Annotated in this window: 18 protein-coding genes; all 18 read right to left on the bottom strand. The window is 41.5% G+C overall.

Features of this window, described 5'->3' with window-relative positions; translation table 11 throughout:
- Positions 1–7 precede the first annotated feature (7 nt).
- Entirely contained in the window at positions 8–733 is a 726-nt protein-coding gene (gene kdsB, locus PFJ30894_RS04145; protein ID WP_021718208.1) for a 3-deoxy-manno-octulosonate cytidylyltransferase, read from the bottom strand.
- Positions 733–3261, bottom strand: a complete 2529-nt coding sequence (gene lpxK, locus PFJ30894_RS04140; protein ID WP_125669119.1) for a tetraacyldisaccharide 4'-kinase — start codon at positions 3259–3261, stop codon at positions 733–735. Before lpxK ends, kdsB begins: the two co-directional genes overlap by 1 nt.
- Positions 3262–3270: 9 nt before the next feature.
- Positions 3271–5004, bottom strand: a complete 1734-nt coding sequence (gene msbA, locus PFJ30894_RS04135; RefSeq protein ID WP_125669118.1) for a lipid A export permease/ATP-binding protein MsbA — start codon at positions 5002–5004, stop codon at positions 3271–3273.
- Positions 5001–6137, bottom strand: coding sequence for a lipid-A-disaccharide synthase (gene lpxB, locus PFJ30894_RS04130; RefSeq protein ID WP_021718205.1), 1137 nt, complete (start codon positions 6135–6137; stop codon positions 5001–5003). The genes msbA and lpxB overlap by 4 nt, the downstream gene beginning before the upstream one ends.
- A gap of 140 nt (positions 6138–6277) precedes the next feature.
- Positions 6278–7081: an LpxI family protein gene (locus PFJ30894_RS04125; RefSeq protein ID WP_021718204.1), complete on the bottom strand. Its 804-nt coding sequence runs from the start codon at positions 7079–7081 to the stop codon at positions 6278–6280.
- Between the two features lie 12 nt (positions 7082–7093).
- A complete protein-coding gene (gene lpxA, locus PFJ30894_RS04120; protein WP_113077748.1) occupies positions 7094–7900 on the bottom strand; it encodes an acyl-ACP--UDP-N-acetylglucosamine O-acyltransferase in 807 nt (268 codons plus the stop codon).
- A 172-nt stretch (positions 7901–8072) separates the two neighbouring features.
- On the bottom strand, positions 8073–8516 hold the full coding sequence (gene fabZ, locus PFJ30894_RS04115) for a 3-hydroxyacyl-ACP dehydratase FabZ (RefSeq protein ID WP_125669932.1): 444 nt from the start codon (positions 8514–8516) through the stop codon (positions 8073–8075).
- A complete protein-coding gene (gene lpxC, locus PFJ30894_RS04110; RefSeq protein WP_125669931.1) occupies positions 8516–9346 on the bottom strand; it encodes a UDP-3-O-acyl-N-acetylglucosamine deacetylase in 831 nt (276 codons plus the stop codon). The genes fabZ and lpxC overlap by 1 nt, the downstream gene beginning before the upstream one ends.
- A 35-nt stretch (positions 9347–9381) precedes the next feature.
- Positions 9382–10272 carry a lysophospholipid acyltransferase family protein gene (locus PFJ30894_RS04105; protein WP_021718200.1) on the bottom strand — a complete coding sequence of 297 codons (891 nt, stop codon included), beginning with the start codon at positions 10270–10272 and terminating at the stop codon, positions 9382–9384.
- 22 nt (positions 10273–10294) lie between these two features.
- Positions 10295–11320, bottom strand: a complete 1026-nt coding sequence (gene lpxD, locus PFJ30894_RS04100) for a UDP-3-O-(3-hydroxymyristoyl)glucosamine N-acyltransferase (protein WP_113077749.1) — start codon at positions 11318–11320, stop codon at positions 10295–10297.
- Between the two features lie 54 nt (positions 11321–11374).
- A complete protein-coding gene (locus tag PFJ30894_RS04095; protein ID WP_113077750.1) occupies positions 11375–11785 on the bottom strand; it encodes an OmpH family outer membrane protein in 411 nt (136 codons plus the stop codon).
- Positions 11786–11800: 15 nt separating this feature from the next.
- A complete protein-coding gene (locus PFJ30894_RS04090) occupies positions 11801–12709 on the bottom strand; it encodes an OmpH family outer membrane protein (protein ID WP_125669117.1) in 909 nt (302 codons plus the stop codon).
- 61 nt (positions 12710–12770) lie between these two features.
- Positions 12771–13256, bottom strand: a complete 486-nt coding sequence (locus tag PFJ30894_RS04085) for an OmpH family outer membrane protein (RefSeq protein WP_197714980.1) — start codon at positions 13254–13256, stop codon at positions 12771–12773.
- Positions 13257–13330: 74 nt separating this feature from the next.
- Positions 13331–14596 carry a hypothetical protein gene (locus PFJ30894_RS04080; RefSeq protein WP_113077752.1) on the bottom strand — a complete coding sequence of 422 codons (1266 nt, stop codon included), beginning with the start codon at positions 14594–14596 and terminating at the stop codon, positions 13331–13333.
- 18 nt (positions 14597–14614) lie between these two features.
- Entirely contained in the window at positions 14615–16828 is a 2214-nt protein-coding gene (locus PFJ30894_RS04075) for a BamA/OMP85 family outer membrane protein (protein WP_125669116.1), read from the bottom strand.
- Between the two features lie 18 nt (positions 16829–16846).
- Positions 16847–17359 (bottom strand): hypothetical protein, encoded by a 513-nt coding sequence (locus PFJ30894_RS04070; protein ID WP_125669115.1) that lies wholly within the window; start codon positions 17357–17359, stop codon positions 16847–16849.
- Positions 17360–17520: 161 nt separating this feature from the next.
- Complete coding sequence (locus tag PFJ30894_RS04065) at positions 17521–18156, bottom strand: sigma-70 family RNA polymerase sigma factor (protein ID WP_113077754.1); 636 nt, start codon at positions 18154–18156, stop codon at positions 17521–17523.
- A 23-nt stretch (positions 18157–18179) separates the two neighbouring features.
- Complete coding sequence (locus PFJ30894_RS04060) at positions 18180–22445, bottom strand: translocation/assembly module TamB domain-containing protein (RefSeq protein WP_125669114.1); 4266 nt, start codon at positions 22443–22445, stop codon at positions 18180–18182.
- Positions 22446–22464: the final 19 nt, after the last annotated feature.

The following is a 22464-nucleotide window of genomic DNA, read 5'->3' as shown; positions in this document are numbered from 1 at the left end:
AAACCGCTTATTTACTTAACAGCTCATTTACCGCTGCCAAATCTTCCGGAGTATCTACTCCAATACCTTGAAAATCACTTTCCAGTACTTTTATCTTATATCCGTTTTCCAAAACTCTCAACTGCTCCAAACTTTCTGTTTTTTCCAATTCAGTAGGTGCCAAAGCAGCGTATTGCAAAAGGAAATCACGTCTATAAGCATAAATACCAACATGCTTATAAACCTTATAGTGTTCAGTTTTATTACGGGGATATGGCATTAGGCTGCGCGAAAAATAAAGGGCATAACCATTATTGTCGGTAACAACTTTAACTGCCGCTGGATTATTATAATCTTCTTCCCGCATCAATACTTTCATCGTAGCCATTTTTAAATCAGATTCAGCTTCGAAAGCTTTTGCCAGCCGGTCAATAATCTCCGGCGGTATCATGGGTTCATCGCCCTGTACATTGACAATAACATCTACATCTGGAAAATTAAGAGCGACCTCTGCTAACCTGTCAGTACCACTGGGATGATCCGGAGATGTCATGATCGCTCTACCACCAAAACCATGAACCGTTTCAAAAACTTTCTCATTATCCGTGGCCACAATAACATCATCAGGCAGTTTGGCCTCACAGGCTTTCATATAGACATGTTGTATCATAGGCTTTCCTGCAATAAGTGCCAAAGGCTTTCCCGGAAGTCGTGTAGAAGCGTAACGTGCAGGTATCACACACAAAACTTTCATTACTCGTTCGTCTCCTTCTGAATGGCGTTCAGAATTGTTTTCTCAAATACTTCACGTCCTTCAGTAATTTTTATATCCATATTTAAAATATACAACGGCATTTCTCTATTAAAATAAATGAATTCCGTTGGTATTTTAACAGCGTCCTTACCAGTTGTTACCATAGCTACAACTTCTTTGCTGATGGCTCTTTCACTGATATACTGCATTTCCAGCATTCCGTAATCATGATGGTCAGGATATCGTATAGCTTCAATTATATCAATGCCGATGCAGGCCAGAGTCTGCTCAAACGATGAAGGATTGCCGATCGCAGAAAAGACCATAACTTTTTTACCCTGCAGCTCAGAAAGATCTTTCGCATTTTCATGTATGCCTTTATACCAGTCAGCAATTTCCACAAAATTTTTGGGATGATGGATGCTCTCAATAATAGGAGCATCTCCGTTGTACTTATCCAAAGTATCGCGTAATTCCTGACGGCTGAACTGAGAACTTTGATCTGTTTTAGTCAGCAGGAACAAGCCCGCCCTGTCCAAATGACTCAACGGTTCGCGCAAGGTCCCGCGCGGCAGAAGACAGCCATTGCCGAACATATTAAATGTATCAACTAAAACTACGTCCAGATCACGATATAAGTGCCAATGCTGATAACCATCGTCCATGATGATAACCTCAGCATTCATTTTATCCACAGCAAACTGACCTGTTAAGGCTCTGTTTTTACCAATAATTACCGGCACACCCGGTAAGGTTTTCGCCATTAAATAAGCTTCATCACCGGCCTCATAGGCAGTCATAAAAATCTTCTTACCATCACTGACAACGCCCATCTCCTGATCCCAGTGCGAACGATAACCACGATTCAGGATCACGACACGATAACCCATATTTTTAATAATAACAGCAACTTTTTGCGCGGTAGGAGTTTTTCCTGTACCACCAACAGTAATATTCCCTATAGAAATGACACAGCAATCTAATTTTTTCTGTTTCAATAATCCGGATTTATAAAAGTCTAATTTACAGCAAACACCAAATTCATATACATAGGAAAACATCCTTAAAATCCCCAATAAAATCCAACCAAAAAATGGGGTGTTAGGACCATGTGCCAGCTGATATAAATATTGAATCACCGCATCTCCATGGCGCAGACGCCCGCCGCCTTCATCATGCAGATTTCTGATATTTGTAGGATAGGATGCCTCAACCTTACTGTCAACAGTCGTTAATGTCAGCAGATCCTGCAGATATTCAATACTGCGTACAGCAGCACCGCGATTTTCTTTAATAACCTGCAATGATGCTGCTCCCATTTGCAAACGTCGTTCATCGTTTCCAACAATATCTAAAACTTCTTTAGTAAGCTCTGCACTGTTATTAATCATCTTGCAGGCACCGACCTTACTCAATAAAGCATATGAATCTTTAAAATTCTGCATATTTGGCCCAACTAAAATCGGTTTGGCATGCGCTGCCGGTTCCAGCACGTTATGTCCGCCATGTTTTATCAAAGAACCACCAACAAACACCACATCACCAACAGAATAAATACGACCTAATTCACCAATAGTATCTATCAGTAAAACAGGATATTTAGACCGAGCACCTTTGATTTCCAGGAGTTTTGATCTAAATCCGCTTTCCCAATGATACTGTTTCGCCAGTTTACTGATTTCATCGGCACGTCCCGGTTTGCGAGGTGCGATAACCAAACGGGCCTCAGGATAGCTTTTAATAATTTCATTAAACACATCAAATAAAACTTTTTCTTCAGTAGGATGTGTAGACCCTGCCACAATTACAGGATAAGCATTTTCAATTCCTAATTCTTTTTTATAGTTTTCCAGGTCCTCTGGTGTCACTTCCGCATAAGTCTGATCAAACTTCGTATTACCTGTAACATAAATCTTTTTGGGATCTGCGCCTAAATGACTGATATAATCAGCGTCAATACTTGACTGCATGCAGAATCTGCTGACTGTATTCAGCATATCATCCCAAATGCCATATAAATAACGATACGTTTTTACTGATTTCTCTGAAATACGGCCATTAACCATCATTACCGGAATATTTCTTTCACGAATAGCCCGCAAAAAATTAGGCCACAACTCAGTTTCTACCGGCATGAATATCCTCGGCTGAATACGTTTAACAAAAGATTCAGAAACAAACGGCATATCCAAAGGAAAATAGATAATAGCATCAGCTTCCTGAATTATCTGTTTAGCCATATTATAACCGCCTACAGTTACAGCAGAGACCAGTATTGGAGAATCAGGATATGCTTTGCGTATTTCTTTAACTAATGGACTTGTCGCAACAATTTCACCGACAGAAGCGCCATGAATCCAAATACAGTCCTTCTGAGCCACAGAAGCAATTTCTTCATCACGCAGCCCTCCCAGACTTTGCCGCATTCTGGTAGTAAAACCTGCTTCACAGATACAACGATAAAGAAAGTAAGGCAGTACGAACAAACAGCACACGCACAAAACCAAAAAATTATAAATAATATACATTCTTTAACCTCACTTCGCTTCTTTGTTGCGATACTGAATTTTATATAAATGTGCGTACAGCCCATCTAAGGCCAAAAGCTCATCATGTGTTCCTGATTCGACTAAATTACCTTTTTCCAGCACTAAAATTTTATCTGCGTTTTTAACTGTTGATAACCTATGTGCTATAACAAAAGAAGTCCTGCCTACCATCAATCTGTCCAGTGCTTCCTGCACCACTCTTTCACTTTCTGTATCAAGAGCCGAAGTCGCTTCGTCTAAAATCAGAATCCGTGGATTTTTCAATATTGCCCGGGCAATAGCTATACGCTGCCGCTGCCCGCCGGAAAGATTAACCCCTCGGTCACCAAGCTTAGTTTCATAACCATCAGTAAGCTGCATGATAAAATCATGTGCGTTGGCCGCTTTAGCAGCGGCTTCAATCTCTTCTTTAGTCGCATCCAGACGTCCATAAAGAATATTATTATAAACAGAACCATTAAAGAGCATTGTTTCCTGCGGAACAATACCAACCTGTTCACGCAGAGAATCTAACGTAACCTCTCTGACACTGTGACCATCAATTTTGATATCACCCTTGTTTACATCATAAAAACGCGGCAGTAAATTAGCAATTGTGGATTTTCCTGCACCGGACGGACCAACGATTGCTATTACCTCACCCGGTTTTACACTGAAAGAAAGATCTGTAATTACATTGCCTTTATCATTGTATGCAAAAGAAACATTTTGAAATTCCACTTTACCACTGACTTCCGGCAATTGCTTAGCATCCCTGCTTTCTGCTATTTCTTCCGGCATGTCGATAATCATAAATACACGCTGCGCTGCAGCCAACGCCTTCTGGATATTACCAATAACTCTGGTTAAACGTTTAATAGGATTAGAAATATTTACGGCATAGGTCAAAAAAGCGACCAGGGAGCCAGCAGTAATCGTGCCATTAATAACATTATTACCGCCGTACCAGATAATCATTGTCACGCCAATTGCTGCAACAAGCTCTACAACAGGAGTCAATGTTGCCATCAATTGCGCATTTTTCATATTAGCACGAAAATTCGCTTTATTTTCTACGTCAAAACGATCAACCTCGTAATCTTCCCTGACAAACGATTTGATAACTCTGGCAGAAGCCACAGACTCCTGCAGAACCGAAGTAATATCCGCAGTACATTCCTGGATTCTGCCGCCGGTTTTACGAATTTTTTTCCCAAAAAATTCCATAAACCATAAGACCACAGGGAAAGTGCAGACTGTAAAAAGCGTAAGACGCCAATCCAGATAGATCATCGCTACTACAGAACCGATCAAAATAAATCCTTCTGTAATCATCTCAATGGTATTCTCAACCATAGCTGATTGCAGCGCATTGACATCATTGGTAACATAACTCATGATCGTACCCGTTTTGTTCTTGTCATAAAAAGATACGCTGAGACGCTGTAATTTTTTAAAAACAGCCGCACGAATATCAATAATTACGCTTTGCCCAACGTAGCTCATCAAATAATTCTGACCATACCAGAACAAACCGCGTACGATGAAAATAGCTATAATGCTGGCAGCAATCCAATTCAGCATTGTGCCATTCTTATCAGCCAAAACTTCATCAATCATATCTTTGATAATCCAGGGAATATATAAATTCCCCGCTGCTGCCATAATAGTACAAACCATAGCAAAAAGCAGTCTGTGCATATATGGTTTTATATAACTCAAGATTCGTAAATATAATGTCATTGTTTCTCCTCAGCAATACGCAGAACCAATTCTGCAACTCTATGTACAGCACCGGGCTCTCCCAGACGCTCACTGACATAAGCCAGATCTTTTTTCATCTGCGTGTTCCGCTCCGGCTCCAAAAGTGCCAGAGCCTCCTGCTGCAAACGTTCCGGAGTGAATTCTTCCTGCAGCAATTCAGGTAAAATACGTTTGCCTGCAACAATATTTGGCAAGCCGATGTTAGGTATATTGATAACTCTGCGTGCAATAAAAGCGGTAATAGGCGAGGTTTTATAAACGATAACTGACCCCAATCCGCACAGCGCCGCCTCTAAAGTCACTGTTCCGCTTGTAGCCAGTGCCAGATCAGCACTGAACATCACATCGTAGTTGTCACCTTCTATTATTTTGACCGGTACTCCTGCAGCTTTTACCATATCTTCCAGCATTTTCAGAGGAATTGTTTTGGCTCGCGGCATAGTAAAATCTGTATCGGGACGTTTTTTTAAAATTAATTTTGCGGCCTGTAACATCGTTGGCAGCATTTTTTGTATTTCCATCAACCGGCTTCCCGGAAGTAATAAAATCAAATCCCTGTCAGCATTCTTTCCTGCTTTTTTCCAGGCAGCTTCTTTGCTAAGATGCGGTTTCACTATATCCACCAAAGGATGTCCAACAAATTCGGTGTCAGCCCCCGCATTTTTATAAACTTCATATTCAAACGGGAAAATGGCAGCAACTTTATTGACAATCTGAGCAACGCTCTTCGCACGGCTTTTATGCCAGGCCCAAGCAGAAGGACTGATGTAAGAAACTACAGGAATGCCTTTTGCTTTTGCAAGTTTTGCCAAACGCATATTAAACCCCGGATAATCAACAACCACCAGACAGTCCGGTTTTCTTTCTTCCATTACTTTGGCAAAAGCTTTTTTCAATTTAAACAACGCTGGTAATTTGCAAACAATCTCCGCAAACCCCATTACCCCATGTTCTTTAATATCAAATAACACTTCGCCGCCAGCTTCACGCAGGCAATCACCGCCCATACCGAAAACTTCAGTATCAGGAGCAATATTTTTTAATTCTCTTGTCACCGCAGCAGCATGAATATCTCCCGAAGCTTCTCCGGCAGAAATCAATATTCTAGCCATAAACGCTCCCTTCCAGCTATCAAAACACTTTAAAAAGTTTTCTAGTTCTTATTTTATTACACAACAATTCATTTTATATTATAACACAAAAACAGACTGAACGTATCGCTCAGCCTGCATAATTAGCAATTATTTTTCATTTATCTTGCTACAATAGTAATATTGTGAGCATCTGCCAAAGCCAGAGTTTTTTCTTTTTCTACAAGCAGCGTTCTGCCGGCCTCAATTACCAAACCGGTCGCTCCGGCTGCTATCATTGATTCCATGGTCTTTGTGCCAATGCTTGGCATATCAAACCTGTTATCCTGCGCCGGTTTTGCCGTTTTTGCGACAATAACACCTTTGCCAAGTGTTCCCCCTCGTAAAATGCAGGCATCAGTTCCTTCAATAGCTTCAACGGCCATTAAAGCACGATCTTTTACCACCACCGTCTGCCCAATATCCAAACGACCAATTTCTTTCGCCATTGCAAAGCCAAAATCCATGTCAGCCACTTCCGCTTCTGTTGGCATTCTTTGGGTCAAAACGCCAGGCGGCGGCAATAACGGCTGAATCAAAAGTGTCTGATCCATCACTTTGATGCCTTCACCTTCCAGCTCCTTGACAATAGCGTTCATGATGGTATCATCTTTACGGTCAGGTACGGAAGCCAGTATTTTTATTGCCCTAAGGTCAGGAACAACAGCTCCTGCTTTATATAAAAGCTCTTTTGTAACTTTTCCTATCATTGTCACTGTTTTTACATCATTTTTCTTCAGAGTACTAATGATCTTACCAATTTTCCCTATATGAATGTCATAATAAGCATCAACAGCCTCTGCTAACTCCGGATCTATATCAGGGACAACTCCAACAGCTATAACTCTATAACCCATAGACTTGGCTGATAAAGCTACATCCACCGGCAAATGGCCGATTCCCGACAATAAGCCTATAGTCTCCACCAGGTCACCACCTTAATCTCTGCGGGTACGAATAATACCACGTTCTACATTACGCAAAAAGCGCATCAAATGCTCAACAGGCTCGCTGCTGTCAAGCTCCTGCTCCATTGTAGCAACAGCCTCCTGTAATGGCAATCCGGATCTGTATAAAATCCGAAAAGCTTTTTTCAGCTGACTGCGTATTTCCTGAGCCATACCGGCTCTGGCCAATCCAACACTGTTCAAACCCGATACAAAGGCCGGATCACCTGCAACGATCATAAAAGGAGGCACATCCTGAGCAACACGTGCCATACCGCCAATCATAGCATTACGGCCGATCTTGCAAAACTGATGCACTGCTGATAATCCGCCGATAACAGCCCTGTCTTCAACAATAACATGTCCGGCAAGTGTTGCAACATTGGACATAATAACATTATTACCAACAATGCAATTATGTGCGACATGCGTATAAGCCATCATCAGTATATTATTACCAATAATAGTTTTATTTCCTTCACCAGTAGCTCTGTTGACGGTAGTACATTCACGAAAAACACAGCCATCACCGATAACCGTCGATGTTTTCTCGTCTTCAAATTTTAAATCCTGCGGATCAGCACCTATAGAACAACCCGGGAAAAATTTACAATTTTTACCAACTGTAGTATATTTATGAATCACCGCATGGGCTCCTATTTTACAATTGTCGCCGATGACTACTTCTTCATCGATTACAGCATAAGGGCCTATTTCAACATTTTTTCCTAAAACAGCATTGGGATGGATGATTGCTGTTTCATGGATTTTAGGCATAGGAATAACAACCGAACTCATTTCCTTCACTCCTCAATTTTAATCAAACAATTAAACAGCTTTATACTATATTATCTATATTCTGCCAAAGCTTTTACTTTTTCGCACGCTGAATTCGGTTGTTTTAACTGATTACGTACAAAAAACTTCCTATTTCATCATTTTACTGCAAATTTTAACGTTTTTTCATTTATTAAGAATTTTTTGGATCCATAATCGCAAAAGTACAATCACACTCACAGGCCACCTGACCATCAACCTTGCCTTCACAATGAATAACGCCCATATTTCCACGTATCTTTACAACTTCAGTTGTAGTAATAACCTGATCCCCCGGTACTACCTGACGACGAAAACGTACGTTATCGATCTTACCAAAGACCGCAATTTTGCCACGGTTTTCTTCCGGATACAGCATCGCCACGCCGCCGACCTGAGCCATTGCCTCAATTAAGAGCACACCAGGCATAATCGGTTCACCAGGGAAATGACCTAAGAACTGCAATTCGTTCATGGTAATATTTTTGACACCGACAGCCCTTTTCATCGGTTCCAACTCTAAAATGCGATCTACCAAAAGCATTGGGTAACGATGCGGAATAATTTTTTGAATTTCAATAGCGTCTAAAGTAATCATCATTTCTCCTCCTTGATCCTATAGGCTTGAATTTGCTTTGCTAAACAAGAATTAAATGCATGTCCTGACTTCACAGCAATTATATGCCCACGAAGATGCCCTAATAAATATAAATCTCCAATCACATCTAAAATTTTATGTCTGATCAGTTCATTATCAAATCTTGTCTCTGATAAAATTTTATCATCATCAAAAATAATAACATTTTCAATACTGCCGCCAAGCCCCAGTCCCATCTGCTGCATTTGCTTAATTTCACTCATAAATCCAACAGTTCTGGCAGCAGCGATCTCCTGCAGGAACTTTTCTTCTGTCAGCTCGATATCAAAATACTGTGTCCCTAAAGCAGGATGCGCGTTAACAGATACAAAAGAAATCCTGTAACCATCATACGGTTGAATCGTGATATATTTATCATCTTCATAAACAGAAAAAGCCCTGTCAACAGCATATATTTTTCTTGGCTCCGACTGCCTTATTCTGCCCGCCTGTAAAATCAGCTCACAAAATACAGCAGCACTGCCGTCAGTTACTGGAGGTTCCGGCGCAGACATCTCAATGCGGCAATTATCAATGCCCATCATTGAAAATGCCGCCATTAAATGTTCAACTGTAAATACCTCGGTCCCATTTTCACTGACAGTAGTAGCTTTAACCGTAGAACTTACATTCTCCGCTAAAGCCTGTATTTCAGGATGCCCCGAGAGATCTGTACGTACAAAAACAATACCCGTATTCTCTTTTCCCGGCAATAATTTCATTGCAACTTCTTTTCCTGAGTGCAACCCTATGCCAGAATAAGCAATAGGAGCTGCCAATGTTTGCTGCATTATTTCTTTCAAAATTCCCTCCTGCCTTTCCCCGGTTATTTCCTGACTGCAAATCTCTCACGCCCGTCTTTCCAGCGGTCATGTACCCAAAACCACATCTCTGGATGACTGATGATCTCGTGCTCCAAAATTACAACCAGCTCCTGAGTCACATCATAAAAATCCTTTTCCCTATCCTTGCTCTTAGGCGTATAAAGCGGCGGATATATTTTAACCGTACAACCGCCCTCTTCACTATTATGAATAAAACATGGTAAAACAGGAGATCCATAAATTCGCGATAAAGCAGCAGCACCTAAAGGAATGATACTGTCTTTTCCAAAAAGTTTTAAATCAACACCGTCGTCATTAGTATCCTGATCATATAGAACGCCAAGCAGTTTTTTCTCCTTCAGTATTCTGCTGATAGCAAGCAAACCATGTTCGCCACGATTATAGGCAACCTTTTGTCCCACCATTTCACGATATTCATTAATGAAGCGATCCATATATTTATTATTCTGTTTTCTCGTTATAGAAAGCATAGGATAGCCATGCAAAGCAATCGTTGCCCCTAAAAGCTCCCAGTTGCCAAAATGACCTGTTGCAATAATGACACCTTTATTCTGTTTATAGGCTTCTTCCAAATATTCCAGGCCTTCAACATTAACAAGCTTAGTTATATTATCTTTATTTAACAAAGGGAAGCGCATTACTTCTACTACCATTCTACCAAATCTGCGCAAACTTTTCTCTGCTATCTGCTGAGCTCTTGCCTTATCTACGCCAAGACACTCCTGTATATTGGCTGCAGCCATTTGCATCCGCCATTTTGGAGTAGCAACAACCGCAATTCCGCCTAATATCGCAGCTGTTAAATTACGTAAACATTTAGGAGCCACGCACATAATCCAGCTGAAAAACTTAACCACATAATAAGCAAGCACTGCTTTTGCACCGCCTTGTTTCTTATTTTTCCAATTTAGCTACAGTTTCTTCCAGTACTTTAACCTTTTTCAGCAAATCGCCGATTTTTCTGAGATTCGCTTCCTGTTTAAGCCATTCCTTATGCGGACGTGCCGGAAATCCTGCATAAAACGAATTAGAAGGTACATTATTGGTAATACCTGTTTTTCCGCCAAAAACACAATTGTCACCAATTGTGATATGCCCAACTGTACCAACCTGTCCTGCAAACGTAACATTATCACCAACAGTCACGCTGCCGCTGATCCCCACATGGGCTACGACCAGACAATTTTTCCCTAAAACATCATTATGACCTAAATGCACAAGATTGTCTATTTTTGTTCCCGCACCAACAATAGTACTGCCTGCAGTAGCTCTGTCAATACAGGTATTATTTCCTATTTCAACTTCATCCTCTAAAACCACATTGCCAGCCTGCAGTACACTGCTGTGTCTGCCAGTCTTTTTATCTGTAATATAGCCAAAACCATCGCCGCCGATAACGCATCCTGACTGCAATACAACATTATTGCCTATAACACAATTTTCTCTTATTGTAACCTGAGGATAAAAGGTACAAGCTTTACCTATTTTAACATGCTTTCCAACATAAACATGCGGATAAATTACGCTGTCATCACCAATTTCAGCATCTTCCTCAATTACAGCAAACGGCTGTATAGCAACATTTTTACCAATTTTAGCACTTGCGGCAACAAAAGCCAAAGGACTTACGACACGTTCAACATCCTCCCTGGCCCGAAAAAGCTCCAACAAGGCCGCAAAAGCTGCACGCGGATCTTTGACTCTGATTACAGGTCTATCAAGCTTGGGATCTTCCGGTGCTAAAACCATTACCCCAGCTTTACTGAGATGACAGTGTTCCACATGAGGCGGCACAGCAAAAGAAATATCCTGCGGTCCAGCCTCAACTAACCCGTTTACGCCTGTAACAATCAACTTTTGATCTTCATTTTCAAGTGTCCCCTGCAAATATTCTGCCAATTCCCTCAAAGTCTTTTCCATAACTCTGCCTCCCGCTGTTTTAAAAAGGCGGGCAGATCAACCGCCCGCCACATTTTATTTCATTTTTTCAATTACCGAATCAGTTACATCCACACCACCCTGAGGGACAGCATCTTTAATCAACACAGCTCCTAAGCCTTTTTCTTTAGCAACTGCATTTAACGCAGAATCCAGGCTTGCTTTTAATTTATTTTGCGCTTCTGATTGTACCAACTGCATTTCAGCCGTTTTATCTTCAACAATTTTTTTCTGTTCTTCCTGAGATTTGCCCTCCATCTCTTTAGTCATTTCTTCCTGCAATGCCTTTCCTTTGGTAGCAACCTCTTCTTTCACCGTTTTTACTATTTCGGCTTTGCTTTCAACAGCTTTCATATCAACCACACCAAATTCAGCATTACGCCCACTGCATCCAAAAGATACCATTGCAACTGCCACCATTAAGCCTGCCACTACTTGTTTTTTCATAATCTATCGCTCCTGTTATTTCATATTCTGCAAAGCCTTCACAACATCATCAGTAATGTCATCCGCTTTGATATTAACTTTAACACTATGAAAGACGATTGTATACTGCCGCTCGTGAGCAAGTTTTATCACATTGCTTTCAATATCGTTACGAATACCTGCTCTAAGCTTTTCATTACTTTCCTGCAGTTTATCAGCCTGCTTATCGATGGCAGCCATTGCTTTAGTCAAAGCTTCCGGAACTTTCGCCAAATCAGACTGGTCTTTTGATAATACCCCAGACATATCTCCCTGCATTTCCTGCTGCAGCTGCTCCGCATGCTGTTTTAATCTGGCCTGCGTTTCAGCCACCAAAGGCTCCATTTTAGTACCAATAATTTTATTTTTTGCTGCTAAAATCTGCTGTCTTTGCTGTTCCCGTTCAGACTGAACCTGGTTTAATTCATTTTGAACAACCTCACGTTCTGCAGGACGCATTTTTATAGCTTCCAGCCGCAATCTCAAATTTAAAATTTTTAGCTGGTACGCATCCTCCAGTTCCTTTTCCTGTTCGGCTAAAGCAGCATCAGCTTCTTTTACTGCTGCATCATAAGCATCTAAAAGTTTTTTCCGTTCTTTTGCTTCAGCAGCATACATTTGTGTCTGAAACCCGGCATCCATAAAATTAGCTTTACTGTTTTGTTTCAGCTGCTGCAGTCTGGTTAAACCAGCAATCTGAGTTTTGGCTATTTCTGCCTGCTCCTCACGATAACGCAGTAATTTCTGCAATTCAGCTTCACCCTGTTTAAGAACAGTCTGTTTAGGATGAGCACTGAATGCCTTATCCCAATCAATAACGGCAATTTTATCCTTGCCGCCCGGATCATGACCACAGGCAGCAGTAAGTAATACGACTATCAAAATTATCGGTGTTAACCAGCGCATACTTTACCTCCTGCAGTTAAACAGAAACAAGGCCCTTTTGTAAAAAGGGCCTTGTCCGACATTATTTACCGCTTTGCAAAGCCTTGGATACCTCATCAGTAATATCGAGACCGCCGTATACAACGGTATTTTTGTCAACAACTACGGACAAACCTTTTTTATCAGCAACTTTTTTGATTGTTGTTTCAATCTTTTTCAAAACAGGATCCATTAATTCCTTTTCTTTATTGGATAACCGTTCCTGCAACTGCTGATAATAACGCTGTTTTTCAGTATCATTCATGGTTTTACTTTTTTCATCAAAATCCTTCTGGGCATTATCGATTTCCTGCTTCATACTTGTCTGTATATTCTGCAGATCAGGCACTTGAGAAAGCAGCATCTGATAATTAACAACGCCAATAGCCGATTCACTGGAAGCAGCTGATGCCACGCTGTTAACACCACTTTGGGTAAGTGTTAAAGCAAAACAGCCTAAAACAAAGATAGCTGCTACGAACAAAGATATCATTTTCACATTTTTTGGATCACGTAATTTTTGCATCATAATAAAAATCCCTGCTTTCAGTTGTAATTATACTAAATAATTATATCAGTCAAAATCTTTTCTTTCAACCTTTATCACAAATTTCCAACAATCCTGAAGTATGGTTTATCATTTGAATAAACATATTCCGCGCTCAAGAATTCGTGTATCCGGTATCTGACTCCAATTTCAGTAGTATCGCTGCCAGAAAAATATTCTGCCCGCAAACGCCATTTCGGCGTTATATCCTGTTCCAGGCGATAGACATTTTCTCCCAGCGGACTACGTCGCATATAACTGACTGTCGTTTTTCCGTGATGCAACGCATAACCGGCGGAAAAATCCCAGTCGACATCATCCAAAGTCACTCCGACCTCTCCGAAAATCTCATCCCGTTTTGATATGTATTTGCCAAAATGAGCGCGTCCGGAAATATTGTTCTCATTGCGCCCTATGTCACCGTAGCCTTCAAACCAGATTTTATATTCATCTGATTCCAGACGAATCCTTACCCCTGAATTAACTCCCGGCGTCAAAACTACGCTTGGACGCAGATTATGTCTTTTTACTTCAGGCTCTGCACTGAGTTCTGCCAGCAGTGATCTTTCCAGCTCTTCTTTATGCCTGCTGACATATATTACCGGCAGTCCCCTTAACTCCTGTGTTTTCTGTGCATAACGCTGTTTAATATTTAACAGCAGCAAATTGGGTATAGACTGAGAAACCATCTCATAATCAATACTTTGCACCAGCTGCCCTACAGGATAGACAACTACCTGTATAACGGTTCGCCTGTCTTCACGCACCACATCTACAGCAGCTCTGAATTCAGGCAGTTCAGCTTCAACCTTTTCCCTTACTAACCGGCGTAATACTCCACCGGCCCAGTCGGACGCATCTGCAGAAGAACCCTGCAAAACATCCTCCAGCTGTTTTTGTAATTCCGGCAGTTTCGACTGCAATAAGGCCGCCGTATTTTCTTCGACTCCTGAAAACTGTAAATCAACAAAAACATCATTTATCACTTCATTCCAGGGTGAAACCACCATTGTAACCTGCGTTTGTGTCCCCAGCTGCAACATTACCTGCTCCATCTGATATCCATTCAGGACTCTATCCCCAACTTCTCCCAGAAGTCTTGTATATTCACTGCGCACAGGTTCTACTTTTTCTGTGTCCTTATCAAGCAGCAGCTGTTCAGCAACAGTCTGCATACTTGCCGACATCCGCTCTAACAGAACCTTACTGGTAGAACCTCTGTCTAGGACATTAACGCTTACACTTTCAATAATGGCAGCATTTGCTGCCCGTGGCAGCAAACAAGCCAATAAAACTACAGCTAAAATTCTTACAATCTTCACGGCATACTACCGCCTGTTTTAGAATTGACCGCCGAAGCTGAAATGGAAACGTCCGCCCTGATCACCATAACCATAATCAAGCTTTACCGGTCCAAGAGGTGAGTTGATCCTTAAACCAACACCATAACTATACTTCAGCTCGCCCAAATCAAAGGCTGTTTCACGGTCTTTGTCCCAGGCATAACCGCTGTCTACAAACAAAACACCCTGCACTTTTTTCACGATCGGCATTCTATATTCAACAGTGCCCTTCAGCATGCTGTTGCCTTTGAACTGGTCATCTTTATAACCGCGCAACGTCTCGCTGCCGCCCATTGAAAATCTCTGGCTAAGCGGCATCCTACCAGAAGCATAACCAGCCCCAAGTTGCACGGCAATAACATTTTCTGCGCCCTGACGATAGTAATAACGATAATCAACGGAGTATTTTGTAAAGTCAAAATCACCGCCTAAACCAGCATATTCGATCGTATAGGCATTTCTTTTGCCTTCATGCGGATCATAAATATTATCGCGTGAATCATACACTCTGGCGACGCCGATACTGCGCGTTACACCAAAGTTCTTGTCTTGGCGATATTTCGCACCAGCTTCACCTGTTGGTCCATCATATTTCGGATTATAATCACTGTTCCCAGACCATGTAGATTCATAATACTGAGTACTATAGCCGTCGACGGCGCCTTTATAAATATCATCGCGATTCTTCAACGTCAGATAATTGCTGACATACTCGTTATTAGTCTTACGACTGAAAGTCAATTCCTGCCCACGACGTTTTTTGTCATAACGGGCAATTTCGTCGGCGTTACGGTCATAGTCCGCATATTCGTTGGTAACGTCGTACAAAGTAATTGTTGCGCTTGTTTCTTTACTGTCGATCCAAGGTTTTGTATAAGAGAACTCATAGTTCTTATTATCCGCACCGCCGAATTCCCAGCGAATATTAACTTTATCACCGGTACCACGGAAATTTTTATCACCGACTGATACCATACCGATAAATCCGTCCGCATCACTGTAGCCGGCACCGATACCAAAAGTACCGGTATTCATTTCTACAACGGAAATCTCAATCTCTACAGCATTAGGCTGCTGACCGGGGTTCAATTTGATATTAACATCTTCAAAATAGCCTAGATTATAAATACGCTGCATACTGCGGCGGGCATCTTTGGCATTAAAAGGTTCGCCTTTTTTCAGTTTCATTTCACGGATAATAACATAATCTTTAGTTTTAGTATTGCCCTTAATTTTAAAGTCTTCAACAATACCTTCATTTACGACCAACAGCAGGGTTCCGTCAGGCTGCATTCTGATATCCGCAACACGTGCTAAAATGTAACCCTCTTTATTGTATTCAGCTTCCAAACGCTGTACTTTTGCGTTTACTTCTCTGATATTGATCAGCTGATTTTTGGGAAGATCCAGTAAGCTTTCAATTTTTTCTGTAGAAATCTTTGTATTTCCTTCTACTGCCAGCTGCTGATAAATAGGATTTTCCATAACATGATAGGTAACCTGCACACCTTCCGGAACCTGTTTAAATTCAGGCTGCAGATCATAGAACCATCCCATATTATAAATAGCGTATAAATCCTTACCTAAACCTTCAGACGTCAAAGTCATACCAGGTTTAGTTTTTAAAACATTAATAATCTCTTCAGTTGGAGTCACATTATTACCGCTGACCATAATTTTAGTCACCAGCTGACCAAAATACGGTGCCGCAGCCTTTTCTATTTCTGCGGGAGGACGCATTGGCGGCTCTTCTTCACGGACTGCTGTAGTATTTGTCTGCGGGGCATTGGCAACAGCTTCCTGAGCAGACTTCGCCGCATCTTCTCTGGCAGCCTCTTTTTCAGCTTCCTGTCTGCTTACAGGACGTTTGGCCTCTTCCTGCTGTTCAGCATCACCAGCTTCAGCCGGCTGTTCTTCAGTAGTACCTTTATAGCGAGGATCGGAAATATCTTCAGATGGCTTATTATGCATATAATAAACTGTCTTTTTCCCCTTTTTACTCAGTCCGCCTTTATCTTTTCCTTTGCCTTTTTGTGCTTTCTGTGCTTTTTCAAGAGCAGCTTTGGTAACAATCTGCTCTTTCCCACCGATAGTCATGGTTTGGTTTTCAACGACATCAGCCGCACTGTTTTCCTGCGCCCAAACAGGAGTCGTCAGCAAAAGCGCTGCCAGGCTCAAAGATAAGGACCGCAACATATTTTTTCTTCTCATCCAAAAATCCTCCCTAAACTAGTTAGCATCCCGTAAAGTTCTGCGCGCTTCACGCACAAGCTGCCGCATATCTGCAGTAGGCAACTCCACACTACGCTGCTGTTCTTTTACTTGCTCTTTCGGATACTCTGACGGTATCACTACCGTTTTCTGTTCTTGTTCTGGTTTATCTGTAAAAGTCGGCACCATTTTATTGGGAGCCGCCTCTGTTTGAGGCAAATTTTTCTGCAGCTCAGTTGAAGCCATAACTGCAGCGGGATTTTGCAACTTCACCACAGGTTCTTCTACTGTTCCAGCATATAACCAGCCACCATAGCCAGCTAATACTACGATAGCCGCAGCAAGCAAAGCTAAACGCTGTCTGGTCCAAACAGAAACCCAGCCGCGTTTTTCCCGCAAATGCTTAATTTCCGCTTCAGCCAGCATCAAATCCAATTCACCGCGCATGCCGTTGTTTTCACGGAAACTTTTTTCAGCATTTTCTAAGCTGCTCTTAACATTGCGAATATGTTCACAAATGGATTTCGCCACCGTAAAAACCCCCTTCCGCGATTTTAAAATAATAAAAGATATATATATAATCACTAATATAAAAATTTTTTCACATAGCGAATTTTCTTAATATATGCCATATATAACGATTAAAGCTTATATAAGCAATTCTTGTTTTAAATAACGCCTGTTTTCTTTTATTAGCTTTTATTTAATTCGTTCATCAATCGTGAAAGCATACCTCTAACTCTGCGTACACCTTGTTTCTGCAGCCGATAAATGTGCCCCAGGCTCACATCGATTGATGCCGCTAAATCTCCAGCGCTTTTATCTTCCAGATAAATACCTGTCAAAACCTGCTGTTCTTTTTGCGGGAGCCTTTCCATCGCCTGAGTTATCTTATCATTTAAAAAATGCCGCTCTGCCAACTCAAATGGAGTAGCTTCATTTGATACCAAACATTCAGACCAGGCAAGGCCTGCTGAATTTACTCCATCCAAAGACAACATCTGGCTGCCATATTCAGCCTGCAGAAAATCAAGCATTCTTCCTCGGATACGGTGGGAAGCAAAAATGCTGAAAGCAACACCGCGTGTATAATCAAATTTTTCAGCCGCTTCCAATAAACCCACCGTACCTTCCTGAATCAATTCCAGGGTCTGTGTTTCAGTAAGCCGGAAGGCCATTGCTATTTTAAAAACCAATGGCTGATAAGCAGTAATTATTTTCCTGTACGCGCTTTGATCACCATCAGCGCAGGCACGCCATAAATCAAGTTCTTCTTCCCGTTCCAGCAAATTGATTTTTTGTAACTCCGTTAAATATTGCTGCAGCATCTGCTTCCCTCCTTTCATTTCATTTAAAAGGTTAGCCGATATTCCAGGCCATACCAATTCTCATTATTTTCATTTAAAGAATAATTTATATTCAAATGTTTACTGATCTCATACTGACCAAATACACTATGGTGCTCATTATCCATACTGGTAGTATAACCAACCATAAAGTTATCCGTCAAATATTTACTGAATAAAACATTATATTGGTTACGTTCATCAGGTGTGAACTCACGGTTACGACGTGTATCCATTTCGATACCAGACCGCAGTTTTCCTGAATAAACCCTGAATTCATCAAGCCCCAGAGCCTCTTTAAAAATTTGTTCAACGTCACCAAATACCGCCATTTCCAAACCGGCAGTCATTAAATTCTGTAAATCATCGCTGTCGACACCTTCACTGCCGGTAGCTTCACGCTGCAGAGTCAGCATCCGCACGATCTGATCTTTGGTCAGCGGCGGCGAGGAATTGAGCTGTAGGTCCATTTCTTCAAGCGGTCCAGAAATGCGCATTCCAATATCATAACGCTGGAACTTTGCTGTAGCCTCAAGATTCACCGTAGGCAGAACGCTTCCAGGTATAGGCCAGGCAGCAGAAGCAGAGCGAACTTTAAATTGTGTGCGCAAATAACTGATCGAGCCTCGATCAGCACTGATTGTGCCACTTATATTAGTATACAATGTACTGCCCTGGATATGCAATCCTCCGGCAAGCCATAAGTCATATAAATATTTATTATACAAATGGATTTTCGGTCCCAGCGTTATCTGCACATCAAGACCAATATTACTTTCACCTTCGCCAAACTCCGGTATTGTCGGCATATTGACGAGCACGTCATCAAAGCGCACTTCACCTTTAAGCAGCGGCCGATAACTAAAGCGAGGACCTTTTCCAGGAGGAGGCGGCGCGCTTCCTGCTTCTGGTCTCACAATGAACCTCTGCGGCGTTACTGTCAAATTGCCATTGATACGTCCTGTAAAAATATCAGAAGCTATTTCTGCGTTATCAGCAACCAGGTCAAGCTGATAAGCCTCACGTTCATTGGAGCGCAGCGCATAAGTACCGCTTCCTTTAAATGAACCCTTGCCAAGCTTGGCTGAAATATCTTTAAGCGCAACTTTATTGCCTTCAAACTCTATATCTGTATGAATATTTTCAATAACAGTCTGTACATGTTTAAATTTCAAAGACCCATCAGGAATTTTTACAGCACCGTAAACCAAAGGTTCCTCAAGCGTACCTGCCAGTTTAACCTGACCCTGCGTTTCACCTACGCCCCATTCCACCATTGGCGAAATGACCTGCAAAATACCCAGTCGCGCATTGTCCAAATTAAGCTGTACATTCATCTGCGCGTTAGGATCACGCCGCTGTTCTTTTGATCTGAATAAATCCAGCGGTACATCACCATAGGCACTGGCCTTATAAATATCTTTATTTAACATCGCCTGCTCTATTTTCAGATTATCATTCGCAAGCGAAAGCATCGCTGTAAAGTCATCGAAGCCAATGCCGGCCACACTGCCGTTTTTCACTTCCACAGAACCGTTTCCTTCAGGATCCTTTAAGGTTCCATGCAGCTGTACGAACATATTTAGATCACCGGTAACTTCAACAGGATCTGACATAAACGCTGTTACCAACGCAGGATTAGCATCTACAGCACCGGCCTCAAGTTCCAGCTTCCCATTAGCCAGATCAACCTTACCGCCGACAGCAACGATTCCCTTATCTGTAACGTCCTTTGTTTCCATCAGTTTGACATCATCAAAATACCAGACTTTATCCTGCAAATGACCTTTAAACTTCATTTCTTCATATTTAAGATCATTAATAGAAATATCATCCACCCAGACATCAACAAAAATACCTGATCCCGGACCATGCGGATTAATTGCAATTTCGCCCTGAGCCAAACCATCTACATTATAATCAGCTTTAGCCATTTTAAGTATAGACCTGACATTACCATATATAGCCACTATATTGCCCTGCAGCAATTTTTGCTCATGGTTATAATCAAGCTCTGCAGAAAGCACACCTTTAGGCGCCTGCTTAAATGATCCCAGCAAATGATTCTTTATTCCGCCGTCACTATCCAATTTGCATTGGATATCCGTCAATTCTTCGCCGTTAATCATAATAGATTTACTGCTGACGTCACCATGGAAAAATGGTTTCGACAAAGTGCCAGTCAAGGTACCATGTGCATTTGCATATCCGTCTAAATCAACAGTATCGTCATTAATCGGTAAAGCACTGAGATCAATGTCTCTTATATCCACTTTAAAATCAAGATTTTTTTCTGCATCCATTCGGCCATTAAGCTTGGCCTCTGTTGATAATGCAACAATATCACAGTCACTGATTACTAAATTATTGGCCTGATAACTGTAGTCGGTTTCAATCTTATCTATAAGATAACCTTCAGCACTGCCGTCGGTCAGCAAAAACTTACCGCTGATATCCGGCATCGTTAAAGTCCCTTTTACAAACATTATATTATTAACGTTGCCAGTAAGCTTCACTTCCGGTGCTACAACCTTGATGAAAGGTTCGGCTCTTACTCCTGCTGTCTCAACATCCAAATCAAAAACAGGCTCTTCACCCTGGAGATTGATGCTGCCGTTTAAAACACTTTCACCTTTGGCCATTGTCACCTTGTAATTTTTCAGGACAACAATGTTATCCTGCATACTCAGTCCACCATGAGCTTCTTCAATTTCCAGTCCAGCTATATTGACCTGCTTCAGTTGAGTAACACCTGTAAAATCAACCGCATCCTCAGTTCCTGAAACATCAAATTGCACTGCTGCCAGACCGCTGCCCTGCTGGCCCATAAAATCAAGAACAGGTGCAATTGGGAAATCTGTTACGGATCCCTGCAGTTTAAATTCACCTGCACTGGAAACTGTTCCTTGAGCTAACAATGCTCCTGTTTCTGTAAACGCCGAAAAATTATTAATTTTAAGGCCATTTTGGTCAGCATCAATGTCAAAATCAACTTTTTGCAGCAGCAAATCACGCCAACCTAAACGCACCGTATCTGCGGCCATGTTGACTTCAAACTTATCATCTTTGATTATGCCTTTCATCGCCATGCTGCCATCTACAGTAAAAACATCGTATGGTCTGTCATGCAACGGCGCAGTTTTGACATGCTCTACGTCAAGTGCTGCTACTACATTTCCGCTTCCAAGATCATATTCTGCCAGAAAATCAACTCTGCCTCCGCCAAATTCAGCACGTGCAGTATTTATCTGTGCCTTGTTATCAATGATTCTAAAAGGTACAGAAAGTTTTCGAACTTCTTCATTTTTTATTTTCAGTAAGTCGGCAGTCAGTAACCCGCGCCCCTGAATGTTATCCTTGTCCTTAAAATCAAGATCCCCATTAAGCTGTACCGTCTGTCCATCTACAGTCAGTAAAAGTTTGTCTGATTTAACGGCTTTGTCATTAAAAGCAACCTTTCCGTCAATACCTACAGGAAATTCCTCATCTCCGTAAACAGCAACGCCTGTCAGTTTTTCCAAAACAACGGTGCCCGACATAGCGATATCTTCACCACTATTAGTCCACAAAAGATTAACATCCGCAACAGCACCCTGGAAATTTTTAACTTTTCCAAACTCTTCTGCTAAAGGGGCAAACGCAGTTAAAGCAAAATGGTCGCTCTTTACTGTTAAACTGCCTACAGCCTTCATGTCAATCAGGCCCTTGAGTTCCAAAGCGTCTTCATCATGTAACAGTTTCGCATCAATAGCAAATTTCGGATTACCCCCACCGTCAACAGAACCATTCAAACCAAAATCCCATTCCCCATATGGAGTTTTGGTTACAATATGTCCATTTGCAATATCTAAGATTCCATAGAACGGTGTCTCATCAGAATCTGACGGTTTCAAAAAATCCTGCACGTTCCATTGCTCTGTTTTATTCAGTGTTAAATAAATAGTCGGCTTTTCCAAAGAAACTCTGTCTAAAGCTTTATTTGTATTAAAAAGAGCATGCCAAGGCGAGATATGCAGCTTAACATTTGGCAAATCAGCAATCAACTGCTGCTTCTTGTCCTTCACCTGCACATCAAATACGGACAATTCTAAGGCACCATTCCATTCTACACGGGCAATATCAATAGAACCAGTAATATAATCCTTAGCTAAATTCGACACCAAAGGCGGAATCTGAGCCAAATATCCCGGCACAATAAATTTTATGATACTGTAATATACTATGCCGACTATTGCCGCAATTCCCAGCAACCAACGAAATAGTTTATTCATGTTCTGCCTCCGCAGTAAA

The organism is Phascolarctobacterium faecium (assembly GCF_003945365.1).
Lineage (GTDB): Bacteria > Bacillota > Negativicutes > Acidaminococcales > Acidaminococcaceae > Phascolarctobacterium > Phascolarctobacterium faecium.
The sequence above is the reverse complement of the archived record's forward strand: the minus strand, read 5'-3'. Positions and strand labels throughout refer to the sequence as shown.

What these genes read in the sequence shown, in the direction of transcription:
- kdsB (WP_021718208.1), bottom strand. Translation starts at nt 733, where the DNA reads ATGAAAGTTTTGTGTGTGATACCTGCACGTTACGCTTCTACACGACTT.
- lpxK (WP_125669119.1), bottom strand. Translation starts at nt 3,261, where the DNA reads ATGTATATTATTTATAATTTTTTGGTTTTGTGCGTGTGCTGTTTGTTC.
- msbA (WP_125669118.1), bottom strand. Translation starts at nt 5,004, where the DNA reads ATGACATTATATTTACGAATCTTGAGTTATATAAAACCATATATGCAC.
- lpxB (WP_021718205.1), bottom strand. Translation starts at nt 6,137, where the DNA reads ATGGCTAGAATATTGATTTCTGCCGGAGAAGCTTCGGGAGATATTCAT.
- lpxA (WP_113077748.1), bottom strand. Translation starts at nt 7,900, where the DNA reads ATGAGTTCGGTTGTTATTCCTATGCCTAAAATCCATGAAACAGCAATC.
- fabZ (WP_125669932.1), bottom strand. Translation starts at nt 8,516, where the DNA reads ATGATTACTTTAGACGCTATTGAAATTCAAAAAATTATTCCGCATCGT.
- lpxC (WP_125669931.1), bottom strand. Translation starts at nt 9,346, where the DNA reads ATGCAGCAAACATTGGCAGCTCCTATTGCTTATTCTGGCATAGGGTTG.
- lpxD (WP_113077749.1), bottom strand. Translation starts at nt 11,320, where the DNA reads ATGGAAAAGACTTTGAGGGAATTGGCAGAATATTTGCAGGGGACACTT.
- PFJ30894_RS04095 (WP_113077750.1), bottom strand. Translation starts at nt 11,785, where the DNA reads ATGAAAAAACAAGTAGTGGCAGGCTTAATGGTGGCAGTTGCAATGGTA.
- PFJ30894_RS04090 (WP_125669117.1), bottom strand. Translation starts at nt 12,709, where the DNA reads ATGCGCTGGTTAACACCGATAATTTTGATAGTCGTATTACTTACTGCT.
- PFJ30894_RS04085 (WP_197714980.1), bottom strand. Translation starts at nt 13,256, where the DNA reads ATGATGCAAAAATTACGTGATCCAAAAAATGTGAAAATGATATCTTTG.
- PFJ30894_RS04075 (WP_125669116.1), bottom strand. Translation starts at nt 16,828, where the DNA reads ATGAGAAGAAAAAATATGTTGCGGTCCTTATCTTTGAGCCTGGCAGCG.
- PFJ30894_RS04065 (WP_113077754.1), bottom strand. Translation starts at nt 18,156, where the DNA reads ATGCTGCAGCAATATTTAACGGAGTTACAAAAAATCAATTTGCTGGAA.
- PFJ30894_RS04060 (WP_125669114.1), bottom strand. Translation starts at nt 22,445, where the DNA reads ATGAATAAACTATTTCGTTGGTTGCTGGGAATTGCGGCAATAGTCGGC.